Source organism: Sphingomonas pseudosanguinis, assembly GCF_014196255.1.
GTDB lineage: Bacteria > Pseudomonadota > Alphaproteobacteria > Sphingomonadales > Sphingomonadaceae > Sphingomonas > Sphingomonas pseudosanguinis.
Window position 1 is genome coordinate 705,695 of record NZ_JACIDH010000001.1, and the last position, 19,123, is coordinate 724,817.

Below are 19,123 nucleotides of genomic sequence, written 5' to 3' on the forward strand. Positions count from 1 at the left end.
CGACGTTACGGCGTGGCGTGGTGGCGGACAAGGGGGGCGATGACCGGCAAAGGCGGGGTCGGCACATGCAGTTCGGGTGCCCAGCAGGCGCGGTCGCGCCCGCCATTCTTGGCGGCGAACAGCGCCTGATCCGCCTCGCGATACAGGCGCCGCCAATCCTCCTCGTCCTGCAGCAGGCCGGAGCACAGCCCCAGGCTGGCGGTCACCTTCAATCCGGCCGGATAGGTGGCCGTGCGCAGCCGCTTCAGGAGGACTTCCGCGTCAGGGGCATGATCGGCATCGGCCAGCAGCGCGAATTCCTCGCCGCCGATGCGGGCCGCCAGCGTACCGGGCGGCAGCGTGTCGATCAGCGCCTGGGCGAAGCCGCGCAGCACCTCGTCGCCCTCGTCATGGCCCAGCGTGTCGTTGATCCGCTTGAAGTGATCGATATCGGCCAGGATCAGCGTCTGCGGACCGCTGCGCCCCACCGCCTGGTCGAGCAGGGCGCGGCGGTTGAACAGCCCGGTCAGCGGATCGGTGTCGGCCAGGCGGCGCGCGGCACGCTCATGCGCGCGGGCCTGATCGCGCTCGCGGCTGAGCAGATAGATGCGATAGGCGACGCCCAGGCTGGCGATCAGCGCCTCGGCCCCCATCGACAACAGCGTCGACTGGTCGATCCAGGGGCGCCACTGGATCAGGTGCAGCGCATGCAGCACGCGGAACATCGCCAGGATGATCGGCGTGCCCCAGGCAATGGCGAAGGCCCATAGGAAGTTGCTGCGCCGCCGCCACGCGCTGACCAGCACCGCGATCAGGAACACCAGCAGCACGAGGAAGCCGATGACGACGGCGGTATCGAGCGGGCGTATCCAGCGGGGGGCGAGCAGCGCGAAGGCGGCGTTGGGAATGGCGATCAGCACGAAGGTGACGATCGCCCAGCGATCCAGCCAGCCCTCGAACACCTTTCGCTCGAAGAAATGGCGCGCGAAGATCACCAGCGTCAGCGCGACGCCGCCGAGCATGATCGCATTCCACCGATGGCGCTCGTTATTGTCGAGCCAGGGCAGCCATTGCCCGATCAGTCCCGACGAACACAGCGCATAGCCGGTGATGAAGAACAGCAGCATGCAATAGACCGGCTGCAAGGGCTGGCGCAGCGCGGGCCAGAGCGCGAGATTATAGACGGCCAGGCCGACCACCAGCCCCATGATGATGCCATAGACCAGGCTGAGCGACGATTCGACCGCGAGCGCATCGGCATGGTGGACCAGATGCGCGCCGCGCACCACGCCGCGCATATTGGCCGCGCCATGCGCCTCCCACAGGATGCGGACCGGCCGTGTCGTCGCGCGCGGCAACGGCACGGCGATGACCGCGCCGAGCAGCAGATAGGGGGCGGTGGTCGCGCTGGTATAGGCGACGTCGCGGATGCTGCCATCGGCATAGAGGATGTGCAGCGTCGTCGCGTCCTGCCAGGTGCTGGCGAAGGTGACGGCCAACCGCTCACGCGGATCGCCGGGCAGGACAGGCAGGGGATCGGAAAGGATCCAGAAATCGCCCGCGCCATAATCGGATTGATCATGCGCGCAGTCGAAGCGTTGCGGCGCAAGGAAAAGCGCGTGCGGCGTATCGCCGGGTTGAATGGGGCGGATACAGCCGCGCAGAACATCGCCCTTGTCGGCCCGCGCGGGGGCGAGCGGCAACAAGGCGACAAATATCGCCAGAATCAGCGCGCCAATTCCGTATCTCACCGCCCCCATTGGCAAGCGCATAGCAGAATATGGTAAATATGGCGTTAAATTTTTGTCGGCTGCTCTCTCGTCAGCCGAGCCGAAGTCGTATGACAGTTTGCTTACACCGCATGACGTCAGTCGGCGCAAGCAAACACCAGTGGCCGATCCAACATCGATTACTGTCGGCGCGCGGTTCGACAATAAAAGGGGCCGGGTATCGCTACCCGGCCCCCGATCACTTGCTTGCGGTCCCGGATGATCAGCCGGCGTCGACCGAGGCGGGCTTGCCGCCCTTCTTCGGCTTCTTGGGCGCCGCCGGTTCGATCGCGAAGGACAGCGCGCCATCCTTCATCTTCACCGTCACCTCGCCGCCATGGACCAGCTTGCCGAACAGCAGTTCCTCGGCCAGCGGCTGCTTGATCTTCTCCTGGATCAGGCGGCCCATCGGACGCGCACCATAGAGGCGGTCATAGCCCTTTTCGGTGAGCCAGCTCTTCGCCGCCTCGTCCAGGCTGATATGGACGTTACGGTCCGCCAGCTGGAGTTCGAGCTGGAGGATGAACTTGTCCACCACCCGCGCCACGACTTCGGGCGGCAGGTAACCGAAGGGCACGATCGCATCCAGGCGGTTGCGGAACTCCGGCGTGAACATCTTCTGCACGGCCTGCTCATCCTCGCCCTCGCGGGTGAGGTTGCCGAACCCGACCGTCTCGCGCGCCATGTCAGCGGCGCCCGCATTGGTCGTCATGATGATGATCGTGTTGCGGAAATCGACTGTCTTGCCGTGGTGGTCGGTCAGCTTCCCATTGTCCATCACCTGCAACAGGATGTTGAACAGATCGGGATGCGCCTTCTCGATCTCGTCAAGCAGCAGCACCGAATGCGGATTCTGGTCGACCGCATCGGTCAGCAACCCGCCCTGGTCATAGCCGACATAGCCCGGAGGGGCACCGATCAGACGGCTGACCGAGTGACGCTCCATATATTCGGACATGTCGAACCGCTGGAGCGGAATGCCCAGGATGGTCGCCAGCTGACGCGCGACCTCTGTCTTGCCGACGCCGGTGGGGCCGGTGAACAGATAGTTGCCGATCGGCTTGTCGGGATCGCGAAGGCCCGCCCGGCTCAGCTTGATTGCCGAGGACAGATTCTCGATCGCGGCATTCTGACCGAACACCACGCGCTTGAGATCGGTCTCCAGCGTCTCCAGCTGCTGACGGTCGTCGGTCGACACGCTCTTGGGCGGGATGCGCGCCATGGTGGCGATCACGGCCTCGATCTCCTTGGGCGTGATCGTCTTCTTGCGCTTGCTGACCGGCACCAGCATCTGCATCGCGCCGACTTCGTCGATCACGTCGATCGCCTTGTCGGGCAGCTTGCGGTCGTTGATGTAGCGCGCCGACAGCTCGACCGCCGACTTGATCGCATCAGGGGTGTACTTGACCTGATGATGCTCCTCGAACGCGGTGCGCAGGCCGGCGAGGATCTTGATCGTATCCTCGATGGTCGGCTCGTTCACGTCGATCTTCTGGAACCGACGCAGCAGCGCGCGGTCCTTTTCGAAGTGGTTGCGGAACTCCTTATAGGTGGTCGAGCCGATGCAGCGGATCGTGCCGCCCGACAGCGCGGGCTTGAGCAGGTTCGACGCATCCATCGCCCCGCCGCTGGTCGCGCCCGCGCCGATGACGGTGTGGATCTCGTCGATGAAGAGCACCGCGTGGGGCAGCTTCTCCAACTCGTTGACGACCGCCTTCAGCCGCTCTTCGAAATCGCCGCGATAGCGGGTGCCGGCCAGCAGCGCGCCCATGTCGAGCGAGTAGATGACGGCCTGACGCAAGACCTCGGGCACGTCGCCCTCGACGATCTTGCGCGCCAGGCCTTCCGCGATCGCGGTCTTGCCGACGCCGGGATCACCCACATAGAGCGGGTTGTTCTTCGACCGGCGGCACAGGATCTGGACGGTGCGGTCCACTTCCGGCCCGCGACCGATCAGCGGATCGACCTTGCCGAGCTTGGCCTTTTCATTGAGGTCGACGGTGAACTGCTTGAGCGCGCTCTCGGCCTTGCCCTTCTCATTAGGCTTGGCGGGCTTTTCCTCCTCGACGCCCTTGGGCGGGGTCGATTCGCTCGTCGCGCCGCCCTTGCCGACGCCGTGGCTGATGAAGCTGACGGCATCCAGGCGGCTCATGTCCTGCTGCTGCAGGAAATAGACGGCGTAGGACTCCCGTTCGGAGAACAGCGCGACCAGCACATTCGCGCCGGTCACTTCGTCGCGGCCCGAGGACTGGACGTGCAGGATCGCGCGCTGAACCACGCGCTGGAACCCGCTGGTGGGGGAGGGGTCGGTCGCCGCCTCGACCTTCAGCGCGTCGAGTTCGGTATCGAGATACTGGGCGACCGTCGCCTTCAGCTCGCCCAGGTCGACATGGCACGCTTCCATCACCTTGGAGGCGTGTTCGTCGTCGATCAGCGCGAGGAGGAGGTGCTCCAGCGTGGCATATTCGTGGCGCCGCACGGTCGCGGCTTCCAGCGCCTTGTGAAGCGTGGTCTCGAGCGCGGGGGCGAAAGATGGCATCTATGATACTCCTTCCGAAACGCCCCGGACGGACGCCTCGTTTCGACCAATGTCGGGATGGTGAGGCCCGGCATCAAGCTGGTGTAACGCGCGGCCGCTGAACAAAGCGTATCGCGCAAACAAAAACTGTCGGGGTGAAAAGCGCAGGTGCGAGACGGATCGGGCCGGGCCGGCGAAGGGGTACGCGCGGAGGCCCGGCTGCCTCACCGCTTGAAGAGCGCGTCGGCGCTGGCGCGGTGGAGCGCGGCGCGTTCCATATGGCGGCGGGTGCGTCCGATCTCCTGTTCCAGCACCGCGATTCGCGTCTCCAGCTCGGCGAGCGAGAGCGGTTCGAGATCGGCCTGGACCAGCGCGGTCAGGCTGTCGGGAATGCGGAGCGGGGAGTCGTCCTGTTCCATAATGGGATGCAGCGTTGACCCGACCGCCGCCGATGTCAATAACAGGTGCGAGAAAGCCTGGACGAACGGGGGAGCAGCGTAATGCAGGCGGATGGCGGAATGACGGGGCAGGTCCCCGAGACGATGGTCGCGATCGATCCGGACGCCGCCGGCGGTCCCGAGGTGCTGGTCCCGACCACCCGCGCGGTGCCCCGGCCGGGCAAGGGCGAAGTGCTGATCCGCGTCGCGGCGGCGGGCGTCAACCGGCCCGACGTCATGCAGCGCCAGGGCCTGTATCCGCCGCCGCCCGGCGCGCCCTCGATCCCCGGACTGGAGATCGCCGGCGAGATCGTCGCGGTCGGCGACGATGTCGGCGCGGAGATGCTGGGCCAGCCGGTCTGCGCGCTGATCTCGGGCGGCGGCTATGCCGAATATGCGCTGGCCGATGCCGAACATTGCCTGTCGGTGCCGCCGGGCCTGTCGATGGTGCAGGCGGCGGCTTTGCCCGAGACGCTGTTCACCGTGTGGACCAATGTGTTCGAGCGTGCCTATGCACGCGATGGCGAGACGCTGCTGGTCCATGGCGGCACCAGCGGCATCGGGACGATGGCGATCATGCTCGGCAAGCTGTTCGGCTTGCGGGTGATCGTGACAGCCGGATCGGACGAGAAATGCGCGGCGGCCGAAAAGCTGGGCGCGGCCAAGGCGATCAACTACCGGGCCCAGGATTTCGTCGAGGGGGTCAAGGCCTTCACCGAGGGCAGGGGCGTCGACATCGTCCTCGACATGGTGGGCGGCGACTATCTGCCGCGCAATCTGCAATGCCTGGCCGAGGAGGGGCGACACGTCTCGATCGCGGTGCAGCGTGGGCCCAAGGCCGAGGTGCCGATCTGGGAGATCATGCGCCGGCGCCTGATCCTGACCGGCTCGACGCTGCGCGGGCGCGACCGGGCGTTCAAGGCGATGGTCGCCGACGAGATCGCCCGCATCGTCTGGCCGCATGTCGAGGAGGGGCGTTTGCGCCCGCTGATCGACAAGACTTTCCCACTGGCCGAGGCCGCCAAGGCGCATGAACGGATGGAGGGCGGCGATCACCTGGGCAAGATCGTGCTGGTCGTCCGCGAGGCGCAGGCCGGCTGACTTAACATAGGCTTGAACAATCCTTTGTGGCCTGCGATGGACCGAAAGGCCGGATCGGCCGTTTTGCCGGGCTGATCCGATAAGGGACGTCCGGGGGCATGGTTGAATGAAGCAGCGTTATCGCCGGGTGATTCCGATCATGGTCGCGGCGATGATCGCGGGGCTGGGCTCCATGCCGGCGGCGGCGCAATCGGCACGCGACATCCTGACCCAGGCGTCCTTCTCCGACGGCGATGAGGCGAGCGCGCTGCGCCGGGTCACCGCCGCCTATGCCGCGGCGGGTGCGACGCTGGCGCGCAAGCCCGACGATCACGAAGCGCAACTAATGCGCGCGACCGCGCTGGGCTACCGTGCCAAGCTGACCGGCAATCGCGCCGATGCGATCAGCGCGCGGCACCAGTTCGAGGCGATGGTCGCGCAAAATCCCCGTGATGCCGAGGCGCAGCTGGCGCTGGGCGCCTGGCATATCGGCGCGGTCAAGAAGCTGGGTACGATCGTCGGGCGCGCGGCGGTCGGCGCGCAGCGAGCGGTGGGGTTCGCTTCGCTCGACCGGGCGGTCGCGCTGGGTGGCGATCGCGCGCTGTTCCCGGCACTCTCCGCGCTGTTGCGGCTGGAACTCGATCCGCGTGACCCGCGCGGACGTGCCCTGGCCGAGGCGGCGGCGAAGGCCGATGTCGTGACGCCGATCGACCGTATCCTGCAGCGCGGCGCCGTCGCGATCCTGACCCCGCTGCGCGCCGGCGATGTCCAGGCGACCCGCAAACTGGCGTCGCGGCTGCTGCCCTTCGGCCGATTCGACGACGACAATTGACCAGCGGCCTTTGGCGGGCTACCGAAATGGGCTGGCGGCCCTGCGGCCGGTTTCCAAGACTTTGTGGCACCGCACCTTGCTCTTGGGAGCGGGTCGCATTAGGTTTGCCGCCGCTACGGCCGCTCCGATGAGGGGCGGCCCTTTTATTTTCCGACTGGAGTGATCCCCGTGGCCCAGCCGCTCATGCCCCATGCGACCGCTTCCTGGCTGGTCGACAACACCTCGCTCTCCTTCGAGCAGATTGCGGATTTCTGCGGCCTTCATATCCTGGAAGTGCAGGCGATCGCCGACGACACGGCGGCGACCAAGCTAACCGGTCGCGATCCGGTCCGCGCGCACGAAGTGACGCAGAGCGAGATCGAGAAGGCGCAGGCCAATCCCGATTATCGCATGAAGATGACCAAGGGCCCCGAGCAGGTCCGCCGTACCAAGGGGCCGCGCTACACGCCGGTCAGCAAGCGGCAGGACAAGCCCGATGGCATCGCCTGGATCATCCGCAATCACCCGGAAATTTCGGACGGCGCGATCTCGAACCTGATCGGCACGACCCGCACGACGATCGCCGCGATCCGTGACCGCAGCCACTGGAACATCGCCAACATCACGCCGAAGGACCCGGTGACGCTGGGCCTGACCACCCAGCGCGAGCTGGACTCGGCGGTGGCCAAGGCGGCGAAGGCGACCGGCGGCAATGCCGAGGCGCAGCCGACTGACACCCGCCTGGAGGGCGACCGCGAAGCGCTGCTCGCCTCGCTGCGCGCCGAGCGCGAACAGCAGAGCCGCGATGCCGACAGCGCCAGCCATGGCAGCGACATCATCGATCCGCACTCGCTGTTCCGCAGCTGATCGGCGGGGCTTCGGCCCGGCCGTCGCGATCAAGGGGGCGTCCACCGATCCGGTGGGCGCCCTTTTCGTTTGTCGGGAACGGCGTCTCCCGCGCTCCGTTGACGGGGGCGAAGGAGACTGCCCCATGTCCGAAGTGGAAAAACGCCCGTCCCAGCCTTTCGACCGCGACAAGGGCTATAGCGGTCAAGGCTATCACCGCGATGACGAAGCCGCACTGGGCCGCGCCGAGCCGGCCGGCAGCGTGACGACCAAACCATCCGTCGATAGCGGCGGCAATGCGGAAGCCAGCCTGCCCGACGACAATGGCAAGCGCGCCTCGGTCGATCCGAAGACGGGTGAAGTGCATGGCAGCGGGGCAGGGGCCGGCGGCGGCAATCGCGGCGATGAGATCGACGAGGTCGATCCCGCCACTCCGCCTGGTGTCGGGCCACGGCCGGTGAACTGACAATCCTCCCCGGCACGGGGAGGGGGACCATGCGCAGCATGGTGGAGGGGGCGTGCCGCCAGGGACCTCCCATGCGGAAGCCCCCCTCCGTCAGACCTGCGGTCTGCCACCTCCCCGTACCGGGGAGGATGCACGCGGAACACCCACCGCAACAGCGGCGCCGCTCAATCCATCGATGTCATGAAAAGTGGCAGGAGTGCACGGACTCGAACCGTGGGCCCTCGGTTTTGGAGACCGATGCTCTACCAACTGAGCTACACTCCTGCGAGGCGGCCGCCACTAGCCCGACTGGCGGGGCGAGGCAAGAGCCAATATGCGATTTTCGCAATGCGGACGAAAACGCCCACCCGGACCTGAAGTCGTCCCGACATTGACCCCCGACCGACTCCCGCGTATAGGCCGCCGCTGCACGAAGGCGATTTCTCGAGATTCGGGACTTATCCGTCGGGCAAGCTTGAACATTGCTGGATGCGAATAGGGCCGGGCGAAAGCCATGATGGCCCCTTTTTGTATTCCGAAGTGCTGTGATGGCTCCAGCAAAGTAACCTCATGGAAAGGTGAAGGCTTCAATGCCGACGATCAACCAGCTGGTCCGCAAGGGCCGCGAACTGCAGAAGGCCAAGTCCAAGGTCCCTGCAATGGAGCAGAACCCGCAGAAGCGCGGCGTTTGCACCCGTGTCTACACGACGACCCCGAAGAAGCCGAACTCGGCGCTTCGCAAGGTGGCCAAGGTCCGTCTGACCAACAGCCGCGAAGTCATCTCGTACATCCCGGGCGAAGGCCACAACCTGCAGGAGCACTCGGTGGTGCTCATCCGCGGCGGCCGTGTGCGCGACCTTCCCGGCGTGCGCTACCACGTGCTGCGCGGCGTTCTCGACACGCAGGGCGTGAAGGATCGCAAGCAGTCCCGCTCGAAGTACGGCGCGAAGCGTCCGAAGTAAGCCGGTCGGGCCTCAATTGAGGCTCCTCGACCATCAAAGGCTGAAGTTTTGTAAGGAAATACGAGAATGGCTCGTCGTCGTCGTCCCGAAAAGCGGGAAATTCTGCCGGACCCCAAGTTCGGAGATGAGGTCCTGTCGAAGTTCATGAATTCGGTCATGCTGGACGGTAAGAAGTCCGTGGCCGAAGCCATCGTTTACGGTGCTCTGGAAACCGTCGAGACGCGCGCCAAGCGCGATCCGATCGGCGTGTTCCACGATGCGCTGAACAACATCAAGCCGGGCATCGAAGTCCGTTCGCGCCGCGTCGGCGGTGCGACCTACCAGGTTCCGGTCGAAGTCCGTCCGGAGCGCGCCCAGGCTCTGGCCATCCGTTGGCTGATCGGCGCGTCGCGCGCCCGTTCGGAGAACACGATGGCCGCCCGTCTGTCGGGTGAACTGATGGACGCCGCGAACAACCGCGGCAACGCGGTCAAGAAGCGCGAAGATACGCACCGCATGGCGGAAGCGAATCGCGCCTTCTCGCACTACCGCTGGTAAGGGCCTTGCGGCGGACCGGATTTATTTCCGGTCTGCCGCAACCTTTTCAGGGTGCGGTGCCGGCGGTCTTCCGCTGGTCACGCAAACAGCCTATATAAGGGGGAGCCGGGCCAACCGGCTCCCCCCTACGCTTGAGGAAGATCGATCATGGCCCGCAGCCATCCGCTCGAGAAGTATCGCAACATCGGCATCATGGCGCACATCGATGCCGGCAAGACGACCACGACCGAGCGCATTCTTTATTACACCGGCAAGTCCTACAAGATCGGCGAAGTGCACGAAGGCACCGCCACCATGGACTGGATGGAGCAGGAGCAGGAGCGCGGCATCACGATCACGTCGGCCGCGACGACCTGTTTCTGGAACGACAACCGCATCAACATCATCGACACCCCCGGGCACGTCGACTTCACCATCGAAGTGGAGCGTTCGCTCCGCGTGCTCGACGGCGCGGTCGCCTGCTTCGACGGCGTGGCGGGTGTTGAGCCGCAGTCGGAAACCGTGTGGCGTCAGGCCGACAAGTACGGCGTGCCGCGCATGTGCTTCGTCAACAAGCTCGACCGCACCGGCGCCGACTTCTATTTCTGCGTGAACTCGATCATCGAGCGTCTCGGCGCGCGTCCGGCGGTCCTGTACCTGCCGATCGGCATCGAGGGCGGCTTCAAGGGCCTGGTCGACCTGGTCCACAACCGCGCGATCATCTGGCTCGAAGAGTCGCTGGGCGCCAAGTTCGAATATCAGGACATCCCTGAGGAACTGGCCGAGAAGGCCGCCAAGTACCGCAGCGACCTGATCGAAATGGCTGTCGAGCAGGACGACGCCGCGATGGAATCGTACCTCGAGGGCAACGAGCCGTCGGTGGACGAGCTGAAGAAGCTGATCCGCAAGGGCACGCTGGAAATGGCGTTCGTCCCCGTGGTCTGCGGTTCGGCGTTCAAGAACAAGGGCGTGCAGCCCCTGCTCGACGCGGTCATCGACTATCTGCCGTCGCCGCTCGACGTTCCGGCCATCAAGGGCGTGAAGCTCGATGGCGAGACGCCGGACGAGCGTCCTTCGTCGGACACCGAGCCCTTCTCGGCGCTGGCGTTCAAGATCATGAACGACCCGTTCGTCGGTTCGCTGACCTTCGCCCGCATCTATTCGGGCAAGCTCGAGACCTCGTCGCAGGTCCTGAACTCGGTCAAGGACAAGAAGGAAAAGATCGGCCGCATGCTGCTCATGCATGCGAACAGCCGTGAGGACATCCAGGAAGCCTATGCCGGCGACATCGTCGCGCTGGCGGGCCTCAAGGATACCACCACGGGTGACACGCTCTGCGCGCAGAACGCCCCGATCATCCTCGAGCGTATGGAATTCCCCGAGCCCGTGATCGAGCTGTCGGTGGAGCCCAAGACCAAGGCCGACCAGGAGAAGATGGGCGTCGCGCTCAATCGTCTCGCTCGCGAGGACCCCTCGTTCCGCGTGACCTCGGACGCCGAGTCGGGTCAGACCATCATCAAGGGCATGGGCGAGCTCCATCTCGAGATCCTGGTCGACCGCATGAAGCGCGAGTTCAAGGTCGAGGCGAATGTCGGTGCGCCGCAGGTGGCGTATCGCGAATACCTCAAGAAGCCGGTCGACATCGACTACACGCACAAGAAGCAGTCGGGCGGCACCGGCCAGTTCGGCCGCGTCAAGGTCAAGCTGACCCCGGGCGAGCGAGGTTCGGGCTTCGTCTTCAAGGACGAGATCAAGGGCGGTAACATTCCGAAGGAATATATCCCCGCGATCGAGAAGGGCTTCCGTGAAACCGCGGAAACCGGTTCGCTGGTCGGCTTCCCGATCATCGACTTCGAAGTCCTGCTGTATGACGGCGCGTACCACGACGTCGACTCGTCGGCGCTGGCGTTCGAAATCTGTGCCCGCGGCGCGATGCGCGAAGCGGCCCAGAAGTCGGGCATCACGCTGCTCGAGCCGGTCATGAAGGTCGAAGTCGTGACCCCGGAAGACTATCTGGGCGACGTCATCGGCGACATGAACAGCCGTCGTGGCCAGATCCAGGGCACCGACACGCGTGGCAACGCGCAGACGGTCGAGGCGATGGTCCCGCTGGCGAACATGTTCGGCTATGTGAACGCGCTCCGCTCGTTCACCCAGGGTCGTGCGCAGTACTCGATGCAGTTCTCGCACTATGACGAAGTGCCGCAGAATGTTGCGGACGAGGTCAAGGCGAAGATGGCCTAATCGCGTCCGTCGCGCCCTCGGGGCAACTGGGGGCGCGACGACGCTAGGGGCTGGCAATCGCTTCAAACACCCGCTATGGGGCCGCGTTCGCGTGGCCTCGGATGCGGCACCGAATTCGATTCAGAAGGTAGGAAAATGGCAAAGGCAAAATTCGAGCGGAACAAGCCGCACCTCAACATCGGCACCATCGGCCACGTCGACCACGGCAAGACCTCGCTGACCGCAGCGATTACCAAGGTTCTGGCCGACAACGTCGCCGGCAACGCGGCGGTGGACTTCGCGAACATCGACAAGGCTCCGGAAGAGCGTGAGCGCGGCATCACCATCTCGACCGCGCACGTCGAGTATGAGACCGAATCGCGCCACTATGCGCACGTCGACTGCCCGGGCCACGCCGACTATGTGAAGAACATGATCACCGGCGCGGCGCAGATGGACGGCGCGATCCTGGTCGTGTCGTCGACCGACGGCCCGATGCCGCAGACCCGTGAGCACATCCTGCTCGCCCGTCAGGTCGGCGTGCCCGCGATGGTCGTGTTCATGAACAAGGTCGACCTGGTCGACGACGAGGAAATCCTCGAGCTGGTCGAGCTGGAAATCCGCGAGCTGCTCAGCTCGTACGAATTCCCGGGCGACGACATCCCCGTCGTCAAGGGTTCGGCGACTTGCGCGCTGTCGGGTTCGAACGACAAGTTCGGCAAGGATGCCGTTCTCGAGCTGATGAAGCAGGTCGACGAATACATCCCGCAGCCGGAGCGTCCGCTCGACAAGCCGTTCATGATGCCGATCGAAGACGTGTTCTCGATCTCGGGTCGCGGCACCGTCGTCACCGGCCGTGTCGAAACCGGCATCATCAAGGTTGGTGAAGAAGTCGAGATCGTCGGCATCAACGACACCCGCAAGACCACGGTCACGGGCGTCGAAATGTTCCGCAAGCTGCTCGACTCGGGCCAGGCCGGCGACAACATCGGCGCGCTGATCCGTGGCGTTGCCCGTGACGAGGTCGAGCGTGGTCAGGTTCTGGCCAAGCCGGGTTCGATCACCCCGCACACCGACTTCCAGTCGGAAGTGTACGTCCTGTCGAAGGAAGAAGGCGGCCGTCACACCCCGTTCTTCGCGAACTACCGTCCGCAGTTCTACTTCCGCACGACCGACGTCACCGGCACCGTCGAGCTGCCTGAGGGCACCGAGATGGTCATGCCGGGCGACAACGTCGCTCTGGGCGTGAAGCTGATCGCTCCGATCGCCATGGACATCGGTCAGCGCTTCACGATCCGTGAAGGCGGCCGTACCGTCGGCGCGGGCGTCGTCAGCTCGATCGACAAGTAAGTCTCGGGCGAAAGCCTGAAACTCTACAGGAAAGGGCCGGCCCCGGCGACGGGGTCGGCCTTTTTCGTTCGGGATGGGCGTCGCTCCATAAATCCCGTCCGTCATTGCGAGCGCAGCGAAGCAATCCAGCGTCACGGGCAAGACGCTCTGGATTGCTTCGCTGCGCTCGCAATGACGGGGTAGGCACGACCTCCGTTCGCACTGAGCGAAGTCGAAGTGCTCGCCCGGCGGCACGACCAAAGCATGGCCTTCGACTTCGCTCAGGCTGAACGGGGCGGGGGAGGCGGGGCGGTGTTGTACAGCTCGGTGGTACGGATTGCGGTCGGTTCCATCCCCTCCCAACAAAAACCCGCACCCACCCCTTGCGGCACCCCCGGCATATGCGTATAGGCACACGCCTTGAGGGAATCGGCTGGCACCGGAAACACCGGAGTCGGCCGTTTGCTTTTAGTGAGGGCAGGGTGGTTCGCCGCTCCTGTCGTAACCCAGAGTTTGTTTCGGCCCAGGGTCGCCTTCACGGCGGACGGTCGAGTGCCTGGTCGGACAGACCGATCGCACTTGCCGCCGTCGTGATCGTGAGCCGAAAGCCCGCTCTTTCGCATCGGTAGGGATCATGGACAGCAATATCCGCATTCGTCTGAAGGCGTTCGACCATCGCGTGCTCGATCAGGCGACCGGCGACATCGCCGACACCGCGCGCCGCACCGGCGCTCTTATCCGCGGTCCGATCCCGCTTCCGACGCGCATCGAGAAGTTCACGGTCAACCGTGGTCCGCACATCGACAAGAAGTCGCGCGAGCAGTTCGAGGTCCGCACCTACAAGCGGATGCTGGACATCGTGCAGCCGACCCCGCAGACCGTTGATGCGCTGATGAAGCTCGACCTGGCCGCAGGTGTTGATGTCGAGATCAAGCTGGCGTAAGAGGGCCAGCGTTCCCGTGGTCGACGATACCGTCCCACGGGATTTTGGCGTTTCCCCGGCCTGAAGCTGCCGGGAAGCGCGCCGAGGTCGCTCCCGCGATCCGGCACTCTTAAGGGATACCGCCCGGCGATGTCGCGCAAGCGATAGGGTGCCGGGGCAGCGTCCCCCGTCTGACCGGTCCGCCGGTCGCCAGCCCGGGACGGGGGCTCGCTTCGCTTTATCCGGGCTGGATACGCCCCCCTTGAATGGTTCTTGGGGGCCTCTGTCGAGGAAGGAACAGGATCATGCGTACCGGCGTGATCGCGAAGAAGCTGGGGATGACCCGCCTGTTCCAGGACGATGGTCGGCACGTGCCGGTCACCGTTCTGGCGCTTGAAGGCGTACAGGTCGTCGCTCGCCGCGAGATGGATCGTGACGGCTACACCGCCGTCCAGCTTGGTGCAGGTGTCGCCAAGACCAAGAATGTTGCCAAGCCGCAGCGTGGCCACTTCGGCAAGGCCGAAGTCGAGCCTAAGCAGGTGCTGGTCGAGTTCCGCGTGAACGAAGACGGCCTGCTGGACGTCGGCGCGGAAATCTCCGCCGACCATTTCGTCCCCGGCCAGTATGTCGATATCCAGGGTCGTACCCAGGGTAAGGGCTTTGCCGGTGCGATGAAGCGCTGGAACTTCGGTGGTCTGCGCGCGACCCACGGCGTCTCGGTCTCGCACCGTTCGCATGGTTCGACCGGTAACCGTCAGGACCCGGGCCGCGTCTTCAAGAACAAGAAGATGGCCGGCCACATGGGCGACAAGAACCGCACGCAGCAGAATCTGGAAATCGTGTCGACCGACGTCGAGCGCGGCCTGATCTTCGTCAAGGGCTCGGTGCCCGGCTCGAAGGGTGGCTGGCTGATCGTCAAGGACGCGGTCAAGGTTTCGCGCCACGCGGACGCCCCGTTCCCCGCCAGCATCAAGGCGGCCGCCAACAACAACGCTTCTGCCGAGCCTGCTCCGGAAGCCACCGAGAGCCAGGAGGGCTAAGTCGTGAAGGTCAAGGTTCAATCCTTCGCCGGCACCGACGCCGCGGACATCGAGCTCAACGACGAGGTCTTCGGCCTCGATCCGCGCGCCGACATCCTGCACCGCGTTGTGACCTGGCAGCTGGAAAAGCGTCGCGCCACCGCGCGCGGCACCCGTGAGCGCGCCGATGTCGCCCGTTCGGGCAAGAAGCTCGGTCGCCAGAAGGGCGGCGGTGTCGCTCGTCACGGCGATCGTCGGGCCCCCGTCTTCATCGGCGGTGGTAAGGCGCACGGCGCCCGCGTCCGCGACTTCAACCCGGGCCTGAACAAGAAGGTTCGCGCTCTGGGCCTGAAGATGGCGCTGTCGAGCCACGCCAAGGCGGGTTCGCTGATCGTGATGAACGATCTGGCCGTCGAGGGTAACAAGACGAAGGCGCTGCAGGGCGATCTGGTGAAGCTCGGCTTCGGCAAGACCGCGCTGGTCATCGATGGCGACGCCGTCGAGACGTCGTTCGCACTGGCCGCAGGCAACCTGAAGGAAATCAACGTCCTTCCGGCCGCTGGCGCCAATGTCTACGACATTCTGAAGCATGACACCCTGGTGCTGACGCGCTCGGCTGTCGAAAAGCTGGAGGCCCGTTTCAATGGCTAAGCAGCAGAAGGCGGTCGATCCGCGTCATTACGACGTGATCGTCGCGCCGCACATCACCGAGAAGGCGACGCTCCTGAGCGAGCACAACGCCGTGGTGTTCAAGGTCGCCCCCGGTGCTACCAAGCCCGAGATCAAGGCGGCGGTGGAAGCGCTGTTCGACGTGAACGTCACCGGCGTGAACACCATCGTCCAGAAGGGCAAGACCAAGAAGTGGAAGGGCGCTCCGTACCAGCGCTCGGACATGAAGAAGGCGATCGTCACCCTCAAGGACGGTCAGTCCATTGACGTGACGACGGGGATCTGAGCCGATGGCACTCAAGCATTATAACCCGACGAGCCCGGCCCGCCGCGGCCTGATCCTCGTCGACCGCTCGGCGCTCTGGAAGGGCGCGCCCGTCAAGGCGCTCACCGAAGGCAAGCGCAAGACCGGCGGCCGCAACAACAACGGCCATGTGACCAGCCGCGGTATCGCGGGCGGCCACAAGCAGCGTTACCGCTTCATCGACTTCAAGCGTCGCCAGTGGGACGTCGAGGGCACTGTGGAACGGATCGAATATGATCCCAACCGCACCGCCTTCATCGCGCTGATCAACTACGGCGCCGATGCCGAGGGCAAGGACAACCTGGCCTACATCATCGCGCCGCAGCGTCTGGCCGTTGGTGACAAGGTCATCGCCGGCAAGAAGACCGACGTGAAGCCGGGCAACGCCATGGAGCTGGGCCAGATGCCGGTCGGCACCATCGTCCACAACGTCGAGATGAAGCCCGGCAAGGGCGGTCAGATCGCACGTTCGGCCGGCACCTATGTGCAGGTCGTGGGCCGCGACAAGGGCATGGTCATCGTCCGCCTGAACTCGGGCGAGCAGCGCTACATCCATGCGAACTGCATGGCGACCGTCGGCGCGGTGTCGAATCCCGACAACGGCAACACCAACCTGGCGAAGGCTGGCCGCAACCGTTGGAAGGGCCATCGTCCGCTGACCCGTGGTGTCGCGAAGAACCCGGTCGACCACCCGCACGGCGGTGGTGAAGGCCGGACCTCGGGCGGCCGTCATCCGGTCACCCCGTGGGGCAAGCCGACGAAGGGTGCGCGCACTCGTCACAACAAGGCGACGGACAAGATGATCATCCGTAGCCGTCACGCCAAGAAGAAGGGCTAACACGCAATGGCTCGTTCCGTTTGGAAGGGTCCTTTCGTGGACCTCCATCTCCTGAAGAAGGCCGAAGTGGCGCAGGATGCTGGCAACCGCGCAGGTCCGATCAAGACCTGGTCGCGTCGCTCGACCATCCTGCCGTCGTTCGTCGGCCTGACCTTCAACGTCTACAATGGTCGCAAGTTCGTTCCCGTCTCGGTGAACGAGGACATGGTCGGCATGAAGCTCGGTGAATTCGCGCCCACGCGCTACTTCCCCGGCCACGCTGCCGACAAGAAGGGTAAGCGCTGATGTCCAAGCCCGCATCCCCCCGCAAGGTCGGTGAGAAGGAAGCGCTGTCGGTCGGCACGCAGATCCGTGGTTCGGCGCAGAAGCTGAACCTGGTCGCGGGCCTGATCCGCGGCAAGAAGGCCGGCGACGCGATGAACATCCTCGCCTTCTCGACGAAGGCGATGGCCGTCGACGCGCGCAAGGTGCTCGCCTCCGCGATCGCCAATGCCGAGAACAACCACAACCTCGACGTCGACGCGCTCGTCGTCGCCGAGGCGTCGGTCGGCAAGTCGATCACCATGAAGCGTTTCGCGACGCGCGGCCGTGGCAAGTCCACCCGCATCCTGAAGCCGTTTTCGCGGCTCCGCATCGTCGTCCGCGAGCAGGAAGAAGCATAATGGGGCAGAAGAGCAATCCGATCGGCCTGCGTCTCCAGATCAACCGCACCTGGGACAGCCGCTGGTTCGCCGAAGGCCATGACTATGGCCGCCTGCTGCTGGAGGATCTGAAGATCCGCCAGTACATCATGAAGACGCTGCCCCAGGCCGCGATCTCGAAGGTCGTCATCGAGCGTCCGGCCAAGCTGTGCCGCATTTCGATCTTCGCGGCGCGTCCGGGCGTGATCATCGGCAAGAAGGGCGCCGACATCGAAAAGCTTCGCAAGAAGCTGGGTTCGATGACCTCGTCCGACGTGTCGCTGAACATCGTCGAAATCCGCAAGCCCGAGATCGACGCCAAGCTCGTCGCGCAGGGCGTGGCCGACCAGCTGGAGCGCCGTATCGCGTTCCGCCGCGCCATGAAGCGTGCGGTGCAGTCCGCGCTCCGTCTGGGCGCCGAGGGCATCCGTATCACCTGCGGCGGCCGTCTGGGCGGCGCGGAAATCGCGCGTACCGAATGGTATCGTGAAGGCCGCGTTCCGCTGCACACGCTGCGTGCGAACGTCGACTATGCCGAAGCGCAGGCGCACACCGCTTATGGCGTGTGCGGCGTGAAGGTGTGGATCTTCAAGGGCGAGATCCTGGGCCATGATCCCATGGCGCAGGACCGGCTGATGATGGAGGCTCAGACCTCCGGCGTGCGCCCGGCGCGCGACGATCATCGCCGCTAAGGAACATAAACCATGCTGCAACCAAAGCGCACCAAGTTCCGCAAGGCCTTCAAGGGCCGCATCCACGGCGATGCGAAGGGCGGCACCAGCCTGAACTTCGGTTCCTATGGCCTGAAGGCCATGGAGCCGGAGCGTATCACGGCTCGCCAGATCGAGGCGGCTCGCCGCGCGATCACGCGTCACATCAAGCGCCAGGGTCGTCTCTGGATTCGCATCTTCCCGGACGTCCCCGTCTCGTCGAAGCCCGCCGAAGTCCGCATGGGCTCGGGTAAGGGTTCGCCGGAATTCTGGGCCGCGCGCGTGAAGCCGGGTCGCATCCTGTTCGAACTCGACGGCGTCGACGGCCCGCTGGCCGCCGAGGCGTTCGAGCGCGCCGCGATGAAGCTGCCCATCAAGACCAAGGTCGTTGCCCGCCTGGGCGACACCTCGCACCTCGGAGGCGAGTAATGGCCAAGACTGAATATACCGGCCAGAGCGACGACCAGCTCGTCGAGGCGCTGGGCAACCTGAAGCGTGAGCAGTTCAACCTGCGCTTCCAGGCGGCCACCAGCCAGCTCGAAAAGCCCAGCCGGGTCAAGGAAGTCCGTCGCGACATCGCGCGGATCAAGACCATCCAGGCGCAGCGCACCGCTGCGGCTGCCAAGTAAGGACCGAGACACATGCCGAAGCGCGTGCTGACCGGGGTGATTGTCTCGGACAAGACCGACAAGACGGTCGTCGTCAATGTGGAGCGGAAGGTTAAGCACCCCCTCTACGGCAAGATCATCCGTCGGTCGAAGAAGTATCATGCTCACGACGAGAGCAATGAGTTCAAGGCCGGTGAGACGGTGCGGATCGAAGAGACCGCCCCGATCTCGAAGCTGAAGACCTGGAAGGTCATCGAGCGGGTCAACACCCACTCGACGCCCGAGCGGGCCTCGGCCGAAGGCTAAAGCCTTTGCATTTCGCGCCCCGCTTCTCCTGACGGAGGGGCGGGGTTCGGAATGAAGAGCCACCCCTCGGGGTGCAGAGCGGATTGGTCGAGGGGGCGAGCGACTCGCTTGCCTTTCGTATCAGGAGTGGCTATGGGGCCTCTCCCCCTGGC

22 protein-coding genes and 1 tRNA gene are annotated in these 19,123 nt (G+C 65.0%); 19 read left to right on the forward strand and 4 right to left on the reverse strand.

The window, feature by feature from the left end; translation table 11 throughout:
* Positions 1 to 5: 5 nt before the first annotated feature.
* From GGR48_RS03290 to GGR48_RS03300, 3 genes are all read right to left on the reverse strand, one after another.
* The gene (locus GGR48_RS03290; protein WP_183950442.1) at positions 6 to 1,730 is read right to left on the reverse strand and encodes a diguanylate cyclase domain-containing protein; all 1,725 of its coding nucleotides are present in this window, start codon (positions 1,728 to 1,730) and stop codon (positions 6 to 8) included.
* 241 nt (positions 1,731 to 1,971) lie between these two features.
* Complete coding sequence (gene clpA / locus GGR48_RS03295; protein WP_183950443.1) at positions 1,972 to 4,287, reverse strand: ATP-dependent Clp protease ATP-binding subunit ClpA; 2,316 nt, start codon at positions 4,285 to 4,287, stop codon at positions 1,972 to 1,974.
* A gap of 203 nt (positions 4,288 to 4,490) precedes the next feature.
* The gene (locus GGR48_RS03300) at positions 4,491 to 4,685 is read right to left on the reverse strand and encodes a DUF1192 domain-containing protein (RefSeq protein WP_183950444.1); all 195 of its coding nucleotides are present in this window, start codon (positions 4,683 to 4,685) and stop codon (positions 4,491 to 4,493) included.
* A gap of 99 nt (positions 4,686 to 4,784) precedes the next feature.
* On the opposite strand from GGR48_RS03300, the gene GGR48_RS03305 reads away from it, so the two are divergent.
* The 4 genes from GGR48_RS03305 to GGR48_RS03320 all read left to right on the forward strand — a co-directional run bounded on the left by GGR48_RS03305 (position 4,785) and on the right by GGR48_RS03320 (position 7,906).
* The gene (locus GGR48_RS03305; RefSeq protein ID WP_183950445.1) at positions 4,785 to 5,804 is read left to right on the forward strand and encodes an NAD(P)H-quinone oxidoreductase; all 1,020 of its coding nucleotides are present in this window, start codon (positions 4,785 to 4,787) and stop codon (positions 5,802 to 5,804) included.
* A 106-nt stretch (positions 5,805 to 5,910) separates the two neighbouring features.
* Positions 5,911 to 6,615 carry a hypothetical protein gene (locus tag GGR48_RS03310; RefSeq protein ID WP_183950446.1) on the forward strand — a complete coding sequence of 235 codons (705 nt, stop codon included), beginning with the start codon at positions 5,911 to 5,913 and terminating at the stop codon, positions 6,613 to 6,615.
* Positions 6,616 to 6,783: 168 nt separating this feature from the next.
* A complete protein-coding gene (locus GGR48_RS03315) occupies positions 6,784 to 7,461 on the forward strand; it encodes a cell cycle transcriptional regulator TrcR (protein WP_183950447.1) in 678 nt (225 codons plus the stop codon).
* A gap of 124 nt (positions 7,462 to 7,585) precedes the next feature.
* Complete coding sequence (locus tag GGR48_RS03320; protein WP_183950448.1) at positions 7,586 to 7,906, forward strand: hypothetical protein; 321 nt, start codon at positions 7,586 to 7,588, stop codon at positions 7,904 to 7,906.
* A gap of 188 nt (positions 7,907 to 8,094) precedes the next feature.
* Here the strand turns inward: GGR48_RS03320 and GGR48_RS03325 are convergent.
* Positions 8,095 to 8,170: transfer RNA gene (locus tag GGR48_RS03325), tRNA-Trp, on the reverse strand.
* 305 nt (positions 8,171 to 8,475) lie between these two features.
* Between GGR48_RS03325 and rpsL the strand changes: the two genes are divergently transcribed.
* The 15 genes from rpsL to rpsQ all read left to right on the forward strand — a co-directional run bounded on the left by rpsL (position 8,476) and on the right by rpsQ (position 18,971).
* Positions 8,476 to 8,847, forward strand: a complete 372-nt coding sequence (gene rpsL / locus GGR48_RS03330) for a 30S ribosomal protein S12 (RefSeq protein ID WP_007406072.1) — start codon at positions 8,476 to 8,478, stop codon at positions 8,845 to 8,847.
* Between the two features lie 66 nt (positions 8,848 to 8,913).
* On the forward strand, positions 8,914 to 9,384 hold the full coding sequence (rpsG, locus tag GGR48_RS03335) for a 30S ribosomal protein S7 (RefSeq protein ID WP_042491196.1): 471 nt from the start codon (positions 8,914 to 8,916) through the stop codon (positions 9,382 to 9,384).
* Between the two features lie 147 nt (positions 9,385 to 9,531).
* Positions 9,532 to 11,607, forward strand: a complete 2,076-nt coding sequence (gene fusA, locus GGR48_RS03340) for an elongation factor G (protein WP_183950449.1) — start codon at positions 9,532 to 9,534, stop codon at positions 11,605 to 11,607.
* 135 nt (positions 11,608 to 11,742) lie between these two features.
* Positions 11,743 to 12,936: an elongation factor Tu gene (tuf, locus tag GGR48_RS03345; RefSeq protein WP_183950625.1), complete on the forward strand. Its 1,194-nt coding sequence runs from the start codon at positions 11,743 to 11,745 to the stop codon at positions 12,934 to 12,936.
* A gap of 613 nt (positions 12,937 to 13,549) precedes the next feature.
* The gene (gene rpsJ, locus GGR48_RS03350) at positions 13,550 to 13,858 is read left to right on the forward strand and encodes a 30S ribosomal protein S10 (RefSeq protein WP_007406109.1); all 309 of its coding nucleotides are present in this window, start codon (positions 13,550 to 13,552) and stop codon (positions 13,856 to 13,858) included.
* A gap of 284 nt (positions 13,859 to 14,142) precedes the next feature.
* Positions 14,143 to 14,877, forward strand: coding sequence for a 50S ribosomal protein L3 (gene rplC / locus GGR48_RS03355; protein WP_056430750.1), 735 nt, complete (start codon positions 14,143 to 14,145; stop codon positions 14,875 to 14,877).
* A gap of 3 nt (positions 14,878 to 14,880) precedes the next feature.
* Positions 14,881 to 15,507: a 50S ribosomal protein L4 gene (gene rplD, locus GGR48_RS03360; RefSeq protein ID WP_183950450.1), complete on the forward strand. Its 627-nt coding sequence runs from the start codon at positions 14,881 to 14,883 to the stop codon at positions 15,505 to 15,507.
* Positions 15,500 to 15,811 carry a 50S ribosomal protein L23 gene (locus GGR48_RS03365; protein WP_042491181.1) on the forward strand — a complete coding sequence of 104 codons (312 nt, stop codon included), beginning with the start codon at positions 15,500 to 15,502 and terminating at the stop codon, positions 15,809 to 15,811. The genes rplD and GGR48_RS03365 overlap by 8 nt, the downstream gene beginning before the upstream one ends.
* Positions 15,812 to 15,815: 4 nt before the next feature.
* Complete coding sequence (gene rplB / locus GGR48_RS03370) at positions 15,816 to 16,667, forward strand: 50S ribosomal protein L2 (RefSeq protein ID WP_183950451.1); 852 nt, start codon at positions 15,816 to 15,818, stop codon at positions 16,665 to 16,667.
* A gap of 6 nt (positions 16,668 to 16,673) precedes the next feature.
* The gene (rpsS, locus tag GGR48_RS03375) at positions 16,674 to 16,952 is read left to right on the forward strand and encodes a 30S ribosomal protein S19 (protein WP_037569384.1); all 279 of its coding nucleotides are present in this window, start codon (positions 16,674 to 16,676) and stop codon (positions 16,950 to 16,952) included.
* On the forward strand, positions 16,952 to 17,329 hold the full coding sequence (rplV, locus tag GGR48_RS03380; RefSeq protein WP_007406087.1) for a 50S ribosomal protein L22: 378 nt from the start codon (positions 16,952 to 16,954) through the stop codon (positions 17,327 to 17,329). Before rpsS ends, rplV begins: the two co-directional genes overlap by 1 nt.
* Positions 17,329 to 18,039 (forward strand): 30S ribosomal protein S3, encoded by a 711-nt coding sequence (gene rpsC, locus GGR48_RS03385; RefSeq protein WP_007406047.1) that lies wholly within the window; start codon positions 17,329 to 17,331, stop codon positions 18,037 to 18,039. The genes rplV and rpsC overlap by 1 nt, the downstream gene beginning before the upstream one ends.
* 12 nt (positions 18,040 to 18,051) lie before the next feature.
* Positions 18,052 to 18,486 carry a 50S ribosomal protein L16 gene (gene rplP / locus GGR48_RS03390; RefSeq protein ID WP_007406071.1) on the forward strand — a complete coding sequence of 145 codons (435 nt, stop codon included), beginning with the start codon at positions 18,052 to 18,054 and terminating at the stop codon, positions 18,484 to 18,486.
* Entirely contained in the window at positions 18,486 to 18,686 is a 201-nt protein-coding gene (rpmC, locus tag GGR48_RS03395) for a 50S ribosomal protein L29 (protein ID WP_007406063.1), read from the forward strand. Before rplP ends, rpmC begins: the two co-directional genes overlap by 1 nt.
* Before the next feature lie 12 nt (positions 18,687 to 18,698).
* Positions 18,699 to 18,971, forward strand: coding sequence for a 30S ribosomal protein S17 (rpsQ, locus tag GGR48_RS03400; protein ID WP_183950452.1), 273 nt, complete (start codon positions 18,699 to 18,701; stop codon positions 18,969 to 18,971).
* The last annotated feature ends 152 nt before the right edge of the window (positions 18,972 to 19,123 follow it).